Below are 15,062 nucleotides of genomic sequence, written 5' to 3'. Positions count from 1 at the left end.
AGGTCGAAGGCAGCGTGTCCCCAAGGCTGGGCACGATGTGCCTCACCCTGCACGGCCAACCCTCACGCCCGTGACGACGCGTGATCTCACCGCTTCGCCGAGCTTGTCGAGAGGCGACAGGAGCGCGCGCCCGGCCCGGGTTGCGACAGTCACGACGGAGGCGAGGCCGACTGCGGCGCCGCCGGCGATGTCTTCAAGGTGATGGGCTCCGAGGAACACGCGCGCCCAACCCACCGCGAGTGCGACGGCGCACAAAGCGAGCCAAGCTTTCGGTAGGCTGGGCGGCCGACGACGGAGCAGGCCAAAGGCGAGCGAGAAGGCCAGCGTGGCATGGTCGCTCGGGAAGCCAGTGTCCGGCGCGTGGCCGAGCATGTTGATCGCGCTCCCATCGGCGAAAGGGCGCGGCGCCCACACGGCCGCGGACAGCGCGGCGGCGATCGCGAGGCCGAACGCGCCGGCAGCGCCGGCCGCCACCGCGGCCGCCCGGTCCTCGCGCGTGCCGGCCAGCCAGAGGCAGAGGAGGAGAGCCGGACCGATCCACACGGCCCAGCGCGCGAGGGCGATGGCGAGCATGAGGGTCGGCCCGGCGAGGCCAGGAGGGGCGTAGAGGAGAGCGTTGGGAATGCCGTGCAAAAGCCGATTCCGATCCATCTCGCGCCGGCCGGTGGCGCCTGTGGACTTGAGATGCCGCACCACTGGTTCGGCGAGCCTGTCCGGCAGCTTACTTTTCGGTAAGGTGCCGCCTTCGGGCTGACAGGGCTCGGCGAGTTGGCTAGATCCGGTCGGCCGTGGCGAGCCGAAGGGGGCGGAGATGAAGATCCTCCTCGTTGAGGACGATGCGAGGATGGCCGACTACACGGCGGACGGCCTGTCGCAAGCCGGCCACGTCGTCGACGTCGCCCGGACGGGTCGCGACGGGCTGTTCATGGCGGCCTCAGGCAGCCATGACGTCATCATCGTCGACCGGATGTTGCCCGGGATGGACGGTCTCGCGCTGGTGAAGGTGGCCCGGGGCGCGGGGCTCACCACTCCCGTCCTTTTCCTCACCACGATGGGCGGCATCAACGATCGCGTCGAGGGGCTCGAAGCCGGAGGGGACGACTACCTCGTCAAACCCTTCGCCTTCGCCGAACTCGCGGCCCGCGTCGCCGCCCTGGTCCGCCGCCCGCCGCTCAGCGCGCATCCCTCGGTCCTGCGCATCGCCGATCTCGATATCGACTGCGCCAAGCGCACGGTAGCGCGTCGGGGCGTCCTGATCCCGCTGCAGCCGCGCGAGTTCCGTCTCCTGGAGTTCCTGGCGCGTCGCGAGGGCCAGGTCGTCACCAAGACCATGCTGCTGGAACAGGTCTGGGACTTCCACTTCGACCCGCAGACCAGCGTCGTTGAGACGCACATGAGCCGCCTGCGCGCCAAGATGGACCGCGATTTCCCGCCGGAGCTGATCCACACCATCCGCGGTGCCGGCTACGTGCTCCGTGCGCCGGGCTGACGGGTCTTCCGGCGACGAGCGCCCCTCCGCCGCCGTCGTTCCACGACGATGGCGCCACGCTGGGGAGAGCGCTCATCGTCGCGGGTGCCCCGAGCCGGCCAGTCGGCGAGGCTTCGGCCTTCCCCGCTTCGCCCGCACCGTCACGTTCAAGCTCGCGCTGCTGCAGGCCGGCCTGTTCGCCATAACGGCGGCCGTGCTGTTCGCGACCGTCTACTTGAGCTTCGTCGATTACGCGCGCGTCCAGCTTCGCTCCGCGATCGCGACGGAATATTCTGCTTTGGCCGACGACCGGAGCGCCGAGGGGCTCGACGACCTGGTCGCCTCCATCGCGGCCCGCGCGCGAGCCGCGGGCGTCGACGGCTTCCGCTACCTGCTTCGCGGCTCCAACGGCGCGCGGCTCGCCGGCGACCTTCCCGGCGGGAGGCTGACCGAGGGTTGGCAGGACGTGCCGGCGCCGCGGAGGGTCGCCGGGCGAGTCGGCGAGCAGCGACTTGAGGTCTATGCCGGAATGCTGCCGACGGGCGAGTCCCTCGCGGTCGGGCGCGACGTCGCCAGCCTGGTCCACCTGAAGGAGACCATCGTCCGCAGCTTCGGGGCAGCCGCCGGCCTGGCCCTCGCGCTCGCGATGGTCAGCGGCGCCGTGACCGGCCTCGGGGCGCTGCGGCGCGTCGAGGCGATCAACGCCATCACGGACGGCATCACGGAGGGCGACCTCGGGCGCCGCGTGCCCGAGCGGGGCACGGGCGACGAGTTCGATCGGCTGGCTCGAAACACCAACGCCATGCTGGACCGCATCCAGGTCCTGATGGACGGCCTGCGACAGGTGTCGAGCGACATCGCCCACGACCTCCGCACGCCGCTGACACACCTGCGCCAGCGCCTGGAGGCAGCCCGCGGAGGGGCGCGCACGGTGGAAGCCTACGAGGCTGCCCTCGAGGCGGCGAGCGAGGACGTCGACGCCACCCTGCGGGTCTTCGCCGCTCTGCTCCGGATCGCGCAGGTCGAAGCCGGCGCGCGCCGGGGCGGGTTCGGCGATATCGACCTGTCCGATATCGTCGACACGATCGCCGAAACCTACGGCCCGGTGGCGGAGGACGCCGGGCAAGAGATCACCGCCGCTATCACGCCCGGCGTGCGGGTGCTCGGCGACCGGGACCTGCTGACCCAGATGCTGGCCAACCTTTTGGAGAACGCCATCCGCCACGCGGGACCGGGGGCTCGGATCCGGTTGTCGCTGGCGGCGGAGGGGACGGGCTTCGCGGCGGTGATCGAGGACAGCGGCGCCGGAATCCCGGAACAGGAGCGCTCCCGCGTGTTCGGCCGCTTCGTCCGGCTCGACCCGTCCCGCCCCGGCGAGGGGCACGGCCTCGGCCTCGCCATGGTCAAGGCCGTGGCAGACCTGCACGGCATCGGCCTGACCCTGTCGGACGCGGGTCCCGGCCTCCGTGTGACGCTGCGCGGCTCCTGAGCGAAGCGATCGGCGATCCTCTAAAGAGAGCCAGGGACGTGCGGCGCGCTCAGGTTCGGCCGGGCGCGGCCTCGCCGGCCCCTTCCAACCGTGCCGAGGCGACCACCACGACGAGGACGGCGAGCGCGACGAGCGAGGTCGACAACGTGCCGAGGCCGAGGCCGCCGGTCTCGGGCGCCTTCGTGAGGAAGTCACCGAAGGTCGCGCCGAACGGCCGCGTGAAGACGAACGCCCCCCAGAACAGCAGAGCCGCGTCGATGCTCGTCCGATGGTGAAGGAAGAGCAGGACCGCGATGACACTCGAACAGATGAGGGCACCCTGCAGGTAGGACAGGCAGGCGGCGTCCACGAGCGCGTCGCCGAAAGCCGTGCCGAGGCTGTTCGAGAAGATCACTGCGACCCAGAACAGGATTTCGGTCTCGCGATCGACGATCGGCTCGATCCCGAGGGAACCCTCGCGGACCCACCAGACGAGCAGCGTGGAGGCCAATCCGGCGAGCAGGACGGCCGAACCGTTGACGTAGCCGAGGCCCAGGGTACGATCCATCATGTCCGATACCTCCGTCCCGGCCGTCGTGGTGGCCACGATGGCGGCCCAGAAGAGGGGCGAGCGATAGCTGGCGCTCGCAACTTGGACGGCGACGACGGCGAGGAGGAGCGCCCCCGTCACGGCGAGCCCGGCGACATAGCCGAAGCCAAGGGTCTGGGCGAAGAAGTCGCCCAGCGTTTCGCCCAGGGTCGTGGCGACGACTTTGGCCATCCAGAACGCCAGGGTGACCTCCGCGACCTTGCCGGCCCTGCTTCTTGATCTCATGCGCGCCTCCTCGTCGTTCCCACCGGCCGTATCGACCGCTGGGCGCCCATGTGGCCTGCCGCCCGTTTGCACGGGGCTGACACGAAATTTACTTTTCGGTAAGCCGCTATCGATCGGCTCGATACGATCCTTCGACGGTCCCTCAGGTCGAGAAAACACGAACACACCTATACTTTCTGGTAAGGACAGAAAACGACACAGCCGCGCCGCCCGCTCGACACACCTGCTCTCTTTTTAAGAGTTCTCACATGGAGAGCATCATGAACAGGATACTGACCACGCTGTGCGTCGTCGGAGCATTCGCCTCGCCGGCCCTCGCCTTCACGGGCCAGGACTTCGAGCCCTCAGCCAAGGTCAAGATCCCCGCGGCCCGCTCGGTCGCGCTCAAAGCGCACCCTGGCTCGATCGCCGCCGAGGAGCTCGAGCGCGAGAAGGGCGGCAGCGGGCTGCGCTACTCGTTCGACATCAAGACGGCGGCCGGTACGCAGGAGGTCGGCGTCGATGCCATGTCGGGCCAGGTGCTGGAGGACGCGCCTGAGGGCGCCGATCCAGACTATGGGGGGCCTGTCGCGTGTCGGCCCGCTCCGGCGAACGCGTCCAGCCCGTCGCCCGGGGCGGGCCTCAACTGCTGGTGTTCTTAATCCGGAAGTCGGCCGAGGTGACGCCGTTGCGGGCTGTCGCACCGCGCCGCAGATCCATCGGTGACGCCGCGTTCACGCTGCCTTCCCAACTCAGCTTGCACGGGCAGGCGCTGGCCGACGTGGTGATGTTCACTTGGCTCTGGCCGGTGGTGGACACATTCCGCAACTTCGTCGGCGCTGAGTTCGGCGACGTGGCGCAGGGCGTGTCACCCGAGGAGATACTCCTTGACGAGGCGAACCTTCTGGAGCGGACTTCCCGGAGTGGGTGGTGCTGACGGGCGGGTTGTGTGCGCTTGGCGCCAACAACGACGGCTCGGACGTGGGCATCCTTACCGACCGGGTGGGCGCGCTGACGACCGACTTCTCCGTGAACCTGCTCGACACCGACACGGTGTAAGAGAAGGCCGACGGGGAGGGGTTAGACTTTCTCAGCCGCGACCGGGCGAGCAGAGCGTAGAAGTTCCGCGCGAGCCGCTTTGACCTCGTCTTCGGCGCCAACGCGCAGCTCCGCTCGACCGCTTCGACGTCACGGGCCACCGCTGCCACGGGCCGATGGCGGCCTGACCCGGCCGCGTGAGGGTAGGGACCGCCTGCGGTGCGGCCCCGATCCCATCCCCTGCCGCCGACTCGTCCGTTCCCATTCACCGAAAGCTCCGAGGCACAGCCATGACGACCATCGCGGCGACCCGCTACGATCGCACCACCATCCTACTCCATTGGGCGACGGCGCTGCTGATCGTCGCGCTGTGGATCCTGGGGCAGACGTCGGACTGGTTCCCGGACGGCAGCCTCGCCAACGAGAGCATGTGGTCCACCCACGTCGTCCTCGGCTTCGCGTTGGCGGGCGCTCTGGCCTGTCGCCTGGTCTGGCGCACGACCGCCGGCCGCCGCCTGCCGGCGGCGGACGGCGGGGCGTTGCACGTCCTCGCCAAGGCGACCCACTACGGCCTCTACCTCCTGCTGCTGGCGGTCGTGACGCTTGGCGTCGCCAACGCTTTCGTGCGCGGCTACGGCATCTACGGCCTGTTCCATCTGCCGCAGGTCGGGGACCGTGCGTGGCGCCACGCCATCACGGACTGGCACGGCTTCGCCGCCAACGTCCTGCTCGGGCTGGCGGCGTTGCACGCCGCGGCGGCGCTGGTCCACCACTACGTTTGGCATGACGGCCTGATCGGCCGCATGGCTCCCACCGCGGCGGAGCGCCCGCCCCTCGCCTGAGCGAGCCTGTGCTTGCCCAGCAACAGAAGGCGAAGATCTAACGGCATCCCGCGCCAGCCCTCTTGACCTTGCCCGATGGCAAGGCCGGACCTTTCCGTCCTTTCGAGGCGCGCCGACAGGATGACGCGATGACCAAGGATCCGCCCGCCCGAAGCCCAAGCCTCACCCGCCGCCGCTTCGTCGCCGGCCTCGGGGCCGCGGCGGCGACGGGCCTCATCGGGATGCGGAGCGCGCGCGCCGCCTACGCGCTGAAGAGCCCCGGGGAGGCTACCGTGCCGGTGACGACCGCCTACGACCTCGTCGTCGCACGCGGCACCGCGAACAAGAGCGGCACCGTGACGGTCGCCAACACGATCAACGGCGGCACGCCCGGCCCCACCCTGCGCTGGCGCGAGGGCAGCGTGGTCACCCTGAACGTGCGCAACGAGATGCCGGAGGTGACGGGCCTGCACTGGCACGGCATCATCCTCCCCAACGACATGGACGGCGTGCCGGGCCTCGAGTTCGCTGGCATCGCGCCCGGCGAGAGCTACCAGTACCGCTTCCCCGTGCTGCAGAGCGGCACCTACTGGTACCACAGCCACATGGGCTACCAGGAGCAGAAGGGGCTCTACGGCGCGCTGATCATCGACCCTGCCGGCCGCGACTTCGTCGAGGTCGACCGGGATTACGTCGTCATGCTGTCGGACTGGACCGACGAGGACCCGGAAGACATCCAGAACAAGACCAAGTACCAGCCCGACTACTACAACTTCGGCAAGCGCACGGTCACGTCCTTCTTCGCCGACGTCGGGCGCTCCGGCCTTGAGCCCGTGATGAAGGAGCGCTTCCACGAGAACGAGTCGCGCATGGACCCGTCGGGCCTGGAGGCGCCGTCAGGCGAGACCTACACCTACCTGATGAACGGCCAGCCGCCGCAGGCCAACTGGACGGCGCTGTTCCGCCCCGGCGAGCGGGTGCGCCTGCGCTTCATCAACGCCTCGGCGGCGACCTACTACGACGTGCGCATCCCCGGGCTGACGATGAGCGTCGTCAACGTGCACGGCAACGACGTCGTGCCGGTGCCGGTCGACCAGTTCCGCATCGGCGTCGCCGAAACCTACGACGTCGTGGTGCGGCCGACCGCGGACCGCGCCTTCACGATCTACGCCGAGGACTTCGGCCGCTCCGGCTACGCCCGGGGCACGCTGGCGCCGCGCGACGGCATGGAGGCCGAGATCCCGTCCCATGACCCGCGCCCGCTGCGGTCCATGGCCGACATGGGCATGCAGGGCATGCAGGGCATGATGGGGAAGGACCAGATCGGCGCCTCCTACCCGGACGGCTCGCGCATCGGCGGCATCATGGGCGAGCAGTCGGCCGGGATCATGGGAAAGCAGAACCTCGGCAAGCTCGCCGGGCGCCAGCCGAAGGCGAAGCTCCCGCAAGGGGTCGAGCTGAACGACACCGGCGTCGAGGTGCAGATGAGCCCCAAGACGATCACGGACCGGATGCGCACGCCGGGCGACGGGCTGAACTTCCTGCCCCGACGCGAACTCGCCTTCTCGGACCTGCGCTCGATCCTGCCCGCCGTCGATGACCGGCCCCCGACGCGGACGATCACGCTCCGGCTCAGCGGCAACATGCAGCGCATGATCTGGGGCTTCGACGGCAAGAAATACACGGAGGTCGGGCCCATCGATGTGACGGTCGGCGAGCGCTTTCGGCTCGTCATGATCAACGAGACCATGATGACCCACCCGATCCACCTCCATGGCATGTGGATGGAGCTGGAGAACGGCCAGGGCCGCCACCGGCCCTACCTTCACACGCTGAGCGTCCAACCCTCCGAGCAGCTGTCCGTGCTGGTGACGCCCGTGGCGACCGGCCAGTGGCCGCTGCACTGCCACATCCTATACCACTTCGAGGCCGGCATGTTCCGCACGGTGCGCGTGCTGCCGCGGGAGGCTTGAGCATGCGCCGCCTCGCTCTCGTCCTCGCCGCCCTGCTGCCCGCGGCCGGCCCCGCCGCCGCTCAGAGCCTGCCGAGCCTGCCGGTTTTCCTCAACGGCCCGACGCACCTCGACACCGGGAACACGCTTCAGGGCGCGGCACCCTACGGCAACCCGATCGCAGACGACCGACGCTACGCCAACGTGTTCTTCGACCAGTTCGAGGGGCGGCTCGCCAACGGTTCCTATTTCCGCTGGGACGGCCAGGGCTGGGTCGGCGACGACTTCAACAAGCTGTGGCTCAAGACCGAGGGACGCTATAACGCCGACGGCCGCGGCCTCGTGTCGGACGGCGACCAGGAGCTGCTGTATTCCCGGCCGGTGTCGACCTACTTCGACGCCCAGGTCGGCGTGCGTTCGGATATCGACAGCCTGCGCAACAGGACCTGGGCGGCCTTCGGCGTCGAGGGCCTGTCCTGGGGCTTCTGGAACCTGGGGCTGACCGGCTACGCCAGCGACGGCGGCCACTTCGCGTTCCGCTCCAACGCCTCCTACGACCTCTACATCACGCAGCGCCTCGTGCTTCAGCCGCAGATGGAGACCAACATTTATTCCAAGGCGGACCGCGGCCGTGAGATAGGCTCGGGGCTCTCCGACATCGATTCCGGCTTGCGGCTCCGCTACGAGTTCACGCGCGAGTTCGCCCCCTACGTGGGCGTGGCCTACCAGCGCTTCTTCGGCGGCACGGCGGACTACCGCCGCCGCGCCGGCGAGGGCTCCGGCGACCTGCGCGCCCTCACCGGCCTCCGCTTCTGGTTCTGAGCGGCGCGCTTGCGCGCTTTGGGACCAAGCGGGATCGCTTGGTCGCGAAGCGCGCCCGTCATGAGCCTTGAGCATCGCCCGATCGGATCGGGCGATGGTCTGGTCAGCGCCGTGCCGCTGACGGGCTGTTGCCGGGCTGGTTGTGGACCGAGCGCCGGAGCTGGTCGCAGCGCGCGGCCAGCAGGGCTGGTGTCTCGCCCTCCTCCAGCGCCGCCGACCCGCGCCGGGCCGCGGCGCAGCGGGCCAGCATGGCGGGCAGCGTCGGCGCCTCGACGCCCTTGATGCCGTAGCCCTTCAGACTCGGCTCCGTCACGGCCTCGGCACGGGCCGCGGAGGCCCCCAGCGGCAGGGCCAGACAGGCCGTCAGCAGGGCTCGTCTCGTGCGTGTCATGGTCGTCCCCCGTCCCGCTGGCGTCACATCGCTTCCTTGAGGCCCGCGCGCACGAGCCACCAATTGACGGGGTAGCTCGTGGCGAAGCCGCACACCATGGCGATCTGCATCACGAACCAGAACTCCGGCGTGTCGGCCTCCGCGCGATGGCCGAGCAACTGGCCGAACAGGTAGAACTGGGCGAAGGCCATGAAGCCGTACATGCCGATCTGCCACGCCGTCAGCGACAGGGTGTCGGCCTTGAGCGAGGCGACCAAGCCCTCTGCCGGCGACAGATCCCGCATGGGTTTGATCGTGAAGTACTGGAACGCGATGCCGAACAGGAAGGCGAGGATGTAGTCGAGCGTCCAGGCGGCATACATCTTGTCGCCGAACAATGTGTGCCACCCGAACCAGACCGCGACGGCCGGCATGAGGAATAGGAGCCATTCGGCGATGATGTCGCCGAGCACGCAGCCGCTGCCGCAGTGAAGCGCGCCCTTGGCGACCTTGATCGGGAACGGCGTGCCGGACATCGAGCCCGCCCGCGGGCTCGCCTTCTTGTCTTTGCGTGTGTCGGCAACAGCTCGACACACGCCAGCGGGCGGCTCCGCCCCGCTGTGCTTGGCGTGCATCATCGCCGCGTGCGTGTTGAGGCGCCCGTAGCGGAAATAGAGCCACAGCACGGCTGGCCCGGCGAACAGCGCCGTCGCCGGCCACACGACACCCATGATGGCCATGTGCGGCGGGTGGCGCCGGAGGTCGACGATAGCGACGGCCGCGCAGGCAAAGCCGAGCGCGAGCGATGCGATGGAGAGGGCGTGTAGCCAAGACGGGAACATGGTCGGGCTCCGTGGTGTCTCTCGCCCTGCGGGGCCGCTCTTCAGGGGCAGGCCACGACGGCCTTCTCGGCCAGCTTGGCGCCGAAGTCCGCGCCCGGCGACAGGTTGGTGAAGAAGGACTCGTTCAGCGCGCGCGTCTCGCCCGGGTCGAGCGCCTTGGGTTTGTAGACGGAAGCCGAGCAGCCACTTGGCGCGCCGACGAGGGCGACGGGGTCGTGCTCCGCCAGCGTGAAGGCGACGAAGTAGGTCGGGTCGTAGACCGTGAGGGTGAGGGCGCGGGCCGCGCTGGCCGGCGCCTTGAGGGGCAGCGTGAAGTGCAGCGTCACGCGCCTATCGGCGCTCTCCTCCGACCACGCGTCGGTCGGCTCGCCGAAGTCGCTGCCTTTGCCGGCGGCCTTGACGATCGTGAAATAGGCGAACTCGGCCAGCGACTGGACGTTCGTCTTCGCCAGCGGGGCGAGCTGCTCCCGCGTCGCGACCTGGCCCGGGGCGGCGAGCCCCTGGGTGATGAAGGCCGAGTACATGTCGTCGAAGGTCCAGGCATGGCGCACGCCGGACACCTGCCCGTCGGGCCCGAACAGCAGCTCCTCGGATGCCGTCACGAAGACGTGCGGGTGGGCCTGCGCGGCGCCCGCGAGGCCGAACCACAGGGCGGCCGCCGCGCAGGCCCGAACGACGGCTCTCGTCACGACCGCTCCCCTCGCAGGCCGGCGCGGGGCCGGCATTTCAGGATCGCCCTCGGGCTCATGCGCGCGAACACGCCGTCGCCCGCCAAGCGGTGGCCCGCCGCGGCCGCGACGTGCAGCGCGACCAGTGCCGCCAGGACATAGAACAGGGCGACGTGCAGGGCGCTCGCCGGCCACCAGAGATAGGAGGCGACCGCCCCGGCCGAGGCTTCGGCGATCAGGACGGCGTAGAAGGCGGCGTGGGCTGCCGCGGCGCCGCGGGCGATCCACCGCGTTCCCCCGTCCGTCGGACCGGGCCGGGGCGCCCCGACCGCGAGGCGCAGCGCGAGGCGCGCGCCCATCAGCACCAGGACCAGCAGCCCCAGCCTGTTGTGCAGCGCGTGCAGCACGAGGTCGGCGGCGCTGGGCCGCTGTCCGATCAGGTGGATCGAGTGGGTGCGCACGATGGCGCCGCTGGTGGCGTACTGGCCCACCACCAGCGCCGCGACGAGCCAGTGCAGCGCGACCTGCACGGGGTGGTAGGCCAGGGGCCGCGCCGCCCGTGTCTCGCCCACGGCGCCGGCTGCTGGGGCGCTCATCGCGCCCGTCAGGCCGCGGCGCCGACCAGCGACGCCTCGTAGCCCGCGGCCCGGATCGCCTCCGCGATGCGCTCGCCGACCCCGGCCTCGTCGGTCCTGACCGAGACCGCGCCGGCCCTGAGGTCCACCGCGACGCGCGCGCCGCGGTCGACCTCGTGCACCGCCTCGGTCACGGCTCGGACGCAGTGGCCGCAGGTCATGCCCTCGACTCTATAGTTCAGCATGGGATCCTCCTCCCGCCCCCCAAAGCGCTTTCCGACCAGGTGCCATCACCTGATCGGACGCTAAGCGCTCCCGGTCAAAACCTTGAGCATCGGCGTCCCGATCAGATCGAAGCGATCTGATCGGGCGATGCTCTGGGCGGCCGTCCGATGCTGTGCGTCCTTCCCGCGTGGCAAGGTCAAGACGGATTTTCTTCGCGCCGGCGCCCTTGACCTTGCCACGGTGGGAAGCCCCATTTCGCTGGTCTCCGGTGCATCGACGCATCCGGAAGGCACGCCTTCCGGATGCGTCGATGCACCAGCTTGGGATTTGTGGGCCGCCCGATGCAGACGGATGGACCATCCGTCTGCATCGGACCACGAGGGACAGGGGGAGGCCATCATGGCCATGGCATTTGCGGAGGCGAGACGCGGCGCGGCGGGGGACACGGCCGAGGCCGCCGCGGGCGACGCCCTGTACTTCGATGTCGAGGGGATGAGCTGCGCGTCCTGCGTGGCCAGGGTCGAGCGCGCGATCGGCGCCGTGCCGGGCGTCGCCGCCGTCGCGGTCAACCTCACGACCGAGCGGGCGAGCGTGCGACCACGCCTCGGCGAAGCGCTCGACGTCGCGAGCGTCGAGGGCGCGGCCCGCAAGGCCGGCTACCCCGCGACGCTCGTGGCCCCGCGTCCGTCCGAGGCGGCGGAGGCGGGACCGGTCGTCGCCGGGGCCGCGTCGGACGACGCCGACGCCCGCCGGGCGGCGGCTGCGCGACGCGAGCGTCTCCACGTCGCCGCGGCCGCGATCCTGTCGGCGCCGCTGGCGCTTGGCATGCTGCCGATGCTGTTCGGGGGCGCCTCGCCGCTGCCAGGCTGGCTGCAGCTGGCGCTGGCGACGCCCGTGCAGTTCTGGCTCGGGGCGCGGTTCTACCGGGCGGGCTGGGGGGCGCTCAGGGCCGGCGCCGGCAACATGGACCTGCTCGTGGCGCTCGGCACCTCGGCGGCCTACGGGCTCAGCCTGTACCTGCTCGCCACCGCGCATCTCCACCCTGGGATGGGCCATTCGCCCCACCTTTATTTCGAGGCGTCGAGCCTCGTGATCACCCTCGTGCTGTTTGGCAAGTGGTTGGAGGGCCGGGCCAAGCGCCAGACCGGCGCGGCCATCCGGGCGCTCGGGGCGCTGCAGCCCGACCGGGCGCGCGTGCGCCGCGCCGACGGGAGCGAGGCGGAGGTCGCGCCGGGAAGCCTGCTGGTGGGCGACCGCGTGGTGGTCCGCCCCGGCGAGCGCGTCGCAGTAGACGGCCTCGTGCTGGAGGGGGCGAGCGAGGTCGACGAGTCGATGCTCACCGGCGAGAGCCGGCCGGTCGGCAAGGAGGTCGGCTCCCGCGTGACGGGCGGCTCTGTCAATGGCGACGGGCTGCTCCTGGTCGAGACGCTCGCGGTCGGCGCCGAAACGGTCCTCGCCCGCATCGTCCGCACTGTCGAGGAGGCGCAGGCCGCCAAGGCGCCGATCCAGCGCCTCGTCGACCGCGTGAGCTCCGCCTTCGTGCCGGCCGTGCTCGGCATCGCGGCCCTGACCCTGGTGGGCTGGCTGCTGGCCGGGGCCTCGGCCGAGACCGCGATCCTTGACGCCGTGGCGGTGCTGGTCATCGCCTGCCCCTGCGCGCTCGGCCTCGCGACGCCGACCGCCGTGATGGCCGGCACGGGCGCGGCGGCGCGCGCCGGCATCCTGATCAAGGACGCCGAGGCGCTGGAGATCGCCCAGCGGGTCGACACCGTCGCGTTCGACAAGACCGGCACGCTGACGGAGGGTCGGCCGGCGCTCGCGGCCGTCGAGCCCGAAGCCGGCGAGGACGAGACCGCTCTCCTGGCGCTGGCAGCGGCGCTGCAGGGCGGCAGCGAACATCCGCTCGCGGGCGCCGTGACAGAGGCCGCGGCCGCGTGCGGGATCACCGTGCCGGCGCTGTCGGGCTTCCGCGCGCTGCCGGGGCGGGGCGTCGCGGGCCGCGTTGGGGGCCGCAGCCTGCAGATGGGCGGCCCGCGCCTGCTCGCCGAACTGGGCCTCGACGCGGCGGCGACGCCACGGGCCGAGGCGCTGGCTCGGGAAGGGCGCACGGTCTCGTGGCTCGTCGAGGAGGCGCCGTCCGGCGCCCGCGTGCTGGGCCTGCTCGCCTTCGGCGATGCACTCAAACCGGCGGCGCGCGATGCGGTTGCGGCGCTCACCCGCATGAGGCTGCGCACCGTCTTGATAACGGGCGACAACCGGGGCGCCGCCGAGGCGGTGGCGCGCGCGGTCGGCATCGCCGAGGTGCGGGCCGAGGTGCTGCCCGCGGAGAAGAGCGAGGCCGTGGCGGCGGCGCGGCGCGGCGGCGCCGTGGTGGCCATGGTGGGCGACGGCGTCAACGACGCGCCGGCGCTGGCCGCCGCCGACGTCGGCATGGCCATGTCGACCGGCACGGACGTGGCCATGCAGTCGGCCGCGATCACGCTGATGCGCGGCGACCCGCGCCTCGTCGCGGACGCGCTCGACATCTCGCGCCGCACCTACAACAAGATCCGCCAGGGCCTGTTCTGGGCCTTCGCCTACAACGTGATCGGCATCCCGCTAGCGGCGCTGGGCCACCTCGACCCCGTGGTGGCCGGGGCCGCCATGGCGCTGTCGTCCGTCAGCGTGGTGGGCAACGCGCTGCTGCTGCGCCGCTGGCGGCCGGCGGCCGGCACGGACGTGGGGAGGCCGGCATGAACATCGGCGAGGCCGCGACGGCGTCCGGCGTGTCGGCCAAGATGATCCGCTACTATGAGGCGGGCGGGCTGATCGGGACGGCCACGCGCACGGCGGCCGGCTACCGGCAGTACACGGAGGCGGACCTGCGCACGCTGCGCTTCATCCGGCGGACGCGCGACCTCGGGTTCCCAATGGAGCAGATCGCGCAGCTGCTCGGCCTGTGGCGCGACGAGGCGCGGGCCAGTGCAGACGTGAAGCGTCTGGCGCTGCGCCACGTGGCGGCGCTCGACGCGAAGGCGGCGGAACTCCTGGAGATGAGCCGGACGCTGCGCTCCCTCGCCGAAGCCTGCCAGGGCGATGCGGCGGCGCCGTGCCCCATCATCGAGGACCTCGCCCGGGAGCGAGGGGATGAGCCCGGCAGCAGGCCGCGCGGCCTCGCCGCCGCGCCGATGCGCCTCGGCACGGACGGGCATCGCCCCGCCGACCGCTCGTCTGCTTCGCCTGGACGGCGGGACGGCTCCGAATGCTTGACAAGCCGGCCGCGATAGTGTGATTTCCAAATAGAGGTTGCTCGATGTTTTTGACGTGGCTCAAGACGGCTCTGCTCTGCCTCGCCCTGGTGGCGGGCGGGCTCGGCGTCGGCCACGCGCCAGCCCTCGCGGGGCAGCCCCCGGGCGCTGCTCATCGAGCTGTCTTGGCGTCGCACGCCGCGGACGATGCCTTCGACATCGTCGCCTCGCCGGCACATGCTGGACATCACCACCGGAGCGACGGCCCGGGCCACGGATGCCCTACCGCGGGCCAATGCTGCGACGCCTTCTGCCATGCGGTTCTCGCCGCTGAAGAGCCATCAGCCGACGCCCTGCGCGTGAGCTTCGCCGCCTACGAGCGGCGCGACGACGCCGCGGAGCCCTCGCTGGCAGTGCGCGGGCCCGAGCGCCCTCCGAGATCCGACCGGGCCTGAGCCACACGCCAGGGCGCACCGGGCCGCGACGGCGCATCCGCACGCCCCAGATCACATTCCTTCCCCTCGCGCGAGCGACGATTCACCGCCACGCCGGCGTGCGGGTCCGCTCGGGGAGGCACGTGAACCTGTTCCCGTCCGCCGCGACGCCCTAGGGCAATCCGGCCGGGAAGCTATGCGGAACGCGTGACGGATCCGGCCCCGCCCGGCTGGCACGCATCATCAGAGCACTGCGCCCCCTCCCACCTCCCGGGGCGCACCGTCCCACACCTGTCGGACCGCACGATCGACCGACGGAGGAGCCCCGCATCGCGGCTC

At 71.1% G+C, this 15,062-nt stretch carries 17 protein-coding genes; 10 read left to right on the top strand and 7 right to left on the bottom strand.

Annotated elements, in window-relative coordinates:
* Positions 1-42: 42 nt before the first annotated feature.
* Entirely contained in the window at positions 43-693 is a 651-nt protein-coding gene (locus L7N97_RS21330; protein WP_237480274.1) for a phosphatase PAP2 family protein, read from the bottom strand.
* Between the two features lie 118 nt (positions 694-811).
* Here L7N97_RS21330 and L7N97_RS21325 point away from each other — a divergent pair, with 118 nt between their 5' ends.
* Both L7N97_RS21325 and L7N97_RS21320 read left to right on the top strand, forming a co-directional pair.
* Positions 812-1,489, top strand: a complete 678-nt coding sequence (locus L7N97_RS21325; RefSeq protein WP_237480273.1) for a winged helix-turn-helix domain-containing protein — start codon at positions 812-814, stop codon at positions 1,487-1,489.
* 193 nt (positions 1,490-1,682) lie between these two features.
* Complete coding sequence (locus L7N97_RS21320) at positions 1,683-2,957, top strand: sensor histidine kinase (RefSeq protein ID WP_237480272.1); 1,275 nt, start codon at positions 1,683-1,685, stop codon at positions 2,955-2,957.
* Between the two features lie 49 nt (positions 2,958-3,006).
* On the opposite strand, the gene L7N97_RS21315 is transcribed toward L7N97_RS21320, so the two are convergent.
* Entirely contained in the window at positions 3,007-3,936 is a 930-nt protein-coding gene (locus L7N97_RS21315; protein WP_237480271.1) for a COG4705 family protein, read from the bottom strand.
* A gap of 83 nt (positions 3,937-4,019) precedes the next feature.
* On the opposite strand from L7N97_RS21315, the gene L7N97_RS21310 reads away from it, so the two are divergent.
* From L7N97_RS21310 to L7N97_RS21290, 6 genes are all read left to right on the top strand, one after another.
* The gene (locus L7N97_RS21310; RefSeq protein WP_237480270.1) at positions 4,020-4,412 is read left to right on the top strand and encodes a PepSY domain-containing protein; all 393 of its coding nucleotides are present in this window, start codon (positions 4,020-4,022) and stop codon (positions 4,410-4,412) included.
* A 17-nt stretch (positions 4,413-4,429) separates the two neighbouring features.
* Positions 4,430-4,687, top strand: a complete 258-nt coding sequence (locus L7N97_RS21305; RefSeq protein ID WP_237480269.1) for a hypothetical protein — start codon at positions 4,430-4,432, stop codon at positions 4,685-4,687.
* Entirely contained in the window at positions 4,681-4,809 is a 129-nt protein-coding gene (locus tag L7N97_RS29885) for a hypothetical protein (RefSeq protein WP_255721700.1), read from the top strand. Before L7N97_RS21305 ends, L7N97_RS29885 begins: the two co-directional genes overlap by 7 nt.
* A gap of 269 nt (positions 4,810-5,078) precedes the next feature.
* Positions 5,079-5,630: a cytochrome b gene (locus L7N97_RS21300; protein ID WP_237480268.1), complete on the top strand. Its 552-nt coding sequence runs from the start codon at positions 5,079-5,081 to the stop codon at positions 5,628-5,630.
* 128 nt (positions 5,631-5,758) lie between these two features.
* Complete coding sequence (locus L7N97_RS21295; protein ID WP_237480267.1) at positions 5,759-7,582, top strand: copper resistance system multicopper oxidase; 1,824 nt, start codon at positions 5,759-5,761, stop codon at positions 7,580-7,582.
* A gap of 2 nt (positions 7,583-7,584) precedes the next feature.
* Positions 7,585-8,382: a copper resistance protein B gene (locus L7N97_RS21290; protein ID WP_237480266.1), complete on the top strand. Its 798-nt coding sequence runs from the start codon at positions 7,585-7,587 to the stop codon at positions 8,380-8,382.
* Between the two features lie 103 nt (positions 8,383-8,485).
* Here L7N97_RS21290 and L7N97_RS21285 read toward each other — a convergent pair whose 3' ends face one another.
* The 5 genes from L7N97_RS21285 to L7N97_RS21265 are packed head-to-tail and all read right to left on the bottom strand — an operon-like array spanning position 8,486 to position 11,082.
* Positions 8,486-8,773 carry a hypothetical protein gene (locus L7N97_RS21285; RefSeq protein WP_237480265.1) on the bottom strand — a complete coding sequence of 96 codons (288 nt, stop codon included), beginning with the start codon at positions 8,771-8,773 and terminating at the stop codon, positions 8,486-8,488.
* A 23-nt stretch (positions 8,774-8,796) separates the two neighbouring features.
* Positions 8,797-9,594, bottom strand: a complete 798-nt coding sequence (locus tag L7N97_RS21280) for a DUF4396 domain-containing protein (RefSeq protein WP_237480264.1) — start codon at positions 9,592-9,594, stop codon at positions 8,797-8,799.
* 41 nt (positions 9,595-9,635) lie between these two features.
* Complete coding sequence (locus L7N97_RS21275; protein WP_237480263.1) at positions 9,636-10,283, bottom strand: DUF1007 family protein; 648 nt, start codon at positions 10,281-10,283, stop codon at positions 9,636-9,638.
* Positions 10,280-10,858 (bottom strand): cytochrome b/b6 domain-containing protein, encoded by a 579-nt coding sequence (locus L7N97_RS21270; RefSeq protein ID WP_237480262.1) that lies wholly within the window; start codon positions 10,856-10,858, stop codon positions 10,280-10,282. Before L7N97_RS21270 ends, L7N97_RS21275 begins: the two co-directional genes overlap by 4 nt.
* A gap of 8 nt (positions 10,859-10,866) precedes the next feature.
* The gene (locus tag L7N97_RS21265; RefSeq protein WP_237480261.1) at positions 10,867-11,082 is read right to left on the bottom strand and encodes a heavy-metal-associated domain-containing protein; all 216 of its coding nucleotides are present in this window, start codon (positions 11,080-11,082) and stop codon (positions 10,867-10,869) included.
* Between the two features lie 379 nt (positions 11,083-11,461).
* Between L7N97_RS21265 and L7N97_RS21260 the strand changes: the two genes are divergently transcribed.
* Together L7N97_RS21260 and cueR are read left to right on the top strand one after the other, a co-directional pair.
* Positions 11,462-13,798: a heavy metal translocating P-type ATPase gene (locus tag L7N97_RS21260; RefSeq protein WP_305069263.1), complete on the top strand. Its 2,337-nt coding sequence runs from the start codon at positions 11,462-11,464 to the stop codon at positions 13,796-13,798.
* Positions 13,795-14,328: a Cu(I)-responsive transcriptional regulator gene (gene cueR / locus L7N97_RS21255; RefSeq protein WP_237480260.1), complete on the top strand. Its 534-nt coding sequence runs from the start codon at positions 13,795-13,797 to the stop codon at positions 14,326-14,328. Before L7N97_RS21260 ends, cueR begins: the two co-directional genes overlap by 4 nt.
* Positions 14,329-15,062 lie beyond the last annotated feature (734 nt).

This window comes from Lichenibacterium dinghuense (assembly GCF_021730615.1).
Classification (GTDB): domain Bacteria; phylum Pseudomonadota; class Alphaproteobacteria; order Rhizobiales; family Beijerinckiaceae; genus Lichenihabitans; species Lichenihabitans dinghuensis.
Note: the sequence above shows the minus strand (reverse complement) of the source record. Positions and strands in the feature narration are given on the sequence as shown.

Excerpts from the sequence above, each read along its gene's own strand:
- L7N97_RS21325 (WP_237480273.1), top strand. The coding sequence starts at position 812 with ATGAAGATCCTCCTCGTTGAGGACGATGCGAGGATGGCCGACTACACG.
- L7N97_RS21310 (WP_237480270.1), top strand. The coding sequence starts at position 4,020 with ATGGAGAGCATCATGAACAGGATACTGACCACGCTGTGCGTCGTCGGA.
- L7N97_RS21300 (WP_237480268.1), top strand. The coding sequence starts at position 5,079 with ATGACGACCATCGCGGCGACCCGCTACGATCGCACCACCATCCTACTC.
- L7N97_RS21295 (WP_237480267.1), top strand. The coding sequence starts at position 5,759 with ATGACCAAGGATCCGCCCGCCCGAAGCCCAAGCCTCACCCGCCGCCGC.
- L7N97_RS21290 (WP_237480266.1), top strand. The coding sequence starts at position 7,585 with ATGCGCCGCCTCGCTCTCGTCCTCGCCGCCCTGCTGCCCGCGGCCGGC.
- L7N97_RS21285 (WP_237480265.1), bottom strand. The coding sequence starts at position 8,773 with ATGACACGCACGAGACGAGCCCTGCTGACGGCCTGTCTGGCCCTGCCG.
- L7N97_RS21280 (WP_237480264.1), bottom strand. The coding sequence starts at position 9,594 with ATGTTCCCGTCTTGGCTACACGCCCTCTCCATCGCATCGCTCGCGCTC.
- L7N97_RS21270 (WP_237480262.1), bottom strand. The coding sequence starts at position 10,858 with ATGAGCGCCCCAGCAGCCGGCGCCGTGGGCGAGACACGGGCGGCGCGG.
- L7N97_RS21265 (WP_237480261.1), bottom strand. The coding sequence starts at position 11,082 with ATGCTGAACTATAGAGTCGAGGGCATGACCTGCGGCCACTGCGTCCGA.
- L7N97_RS21260 (WP_305069263.1), top strand. The coding sequence starts at position 11,462 with ATGGCCATGGCATTTGCGGAGGCGAGACGCGGCGCGGCGGGGGACACG.
- cueR (WP_237480260.1), top strand. The coding sequence starts at position 13,795 with ATGAACATCGGCGAGGCCGCGACGGCGTCCGGCGTGTCGGCCAAGATG.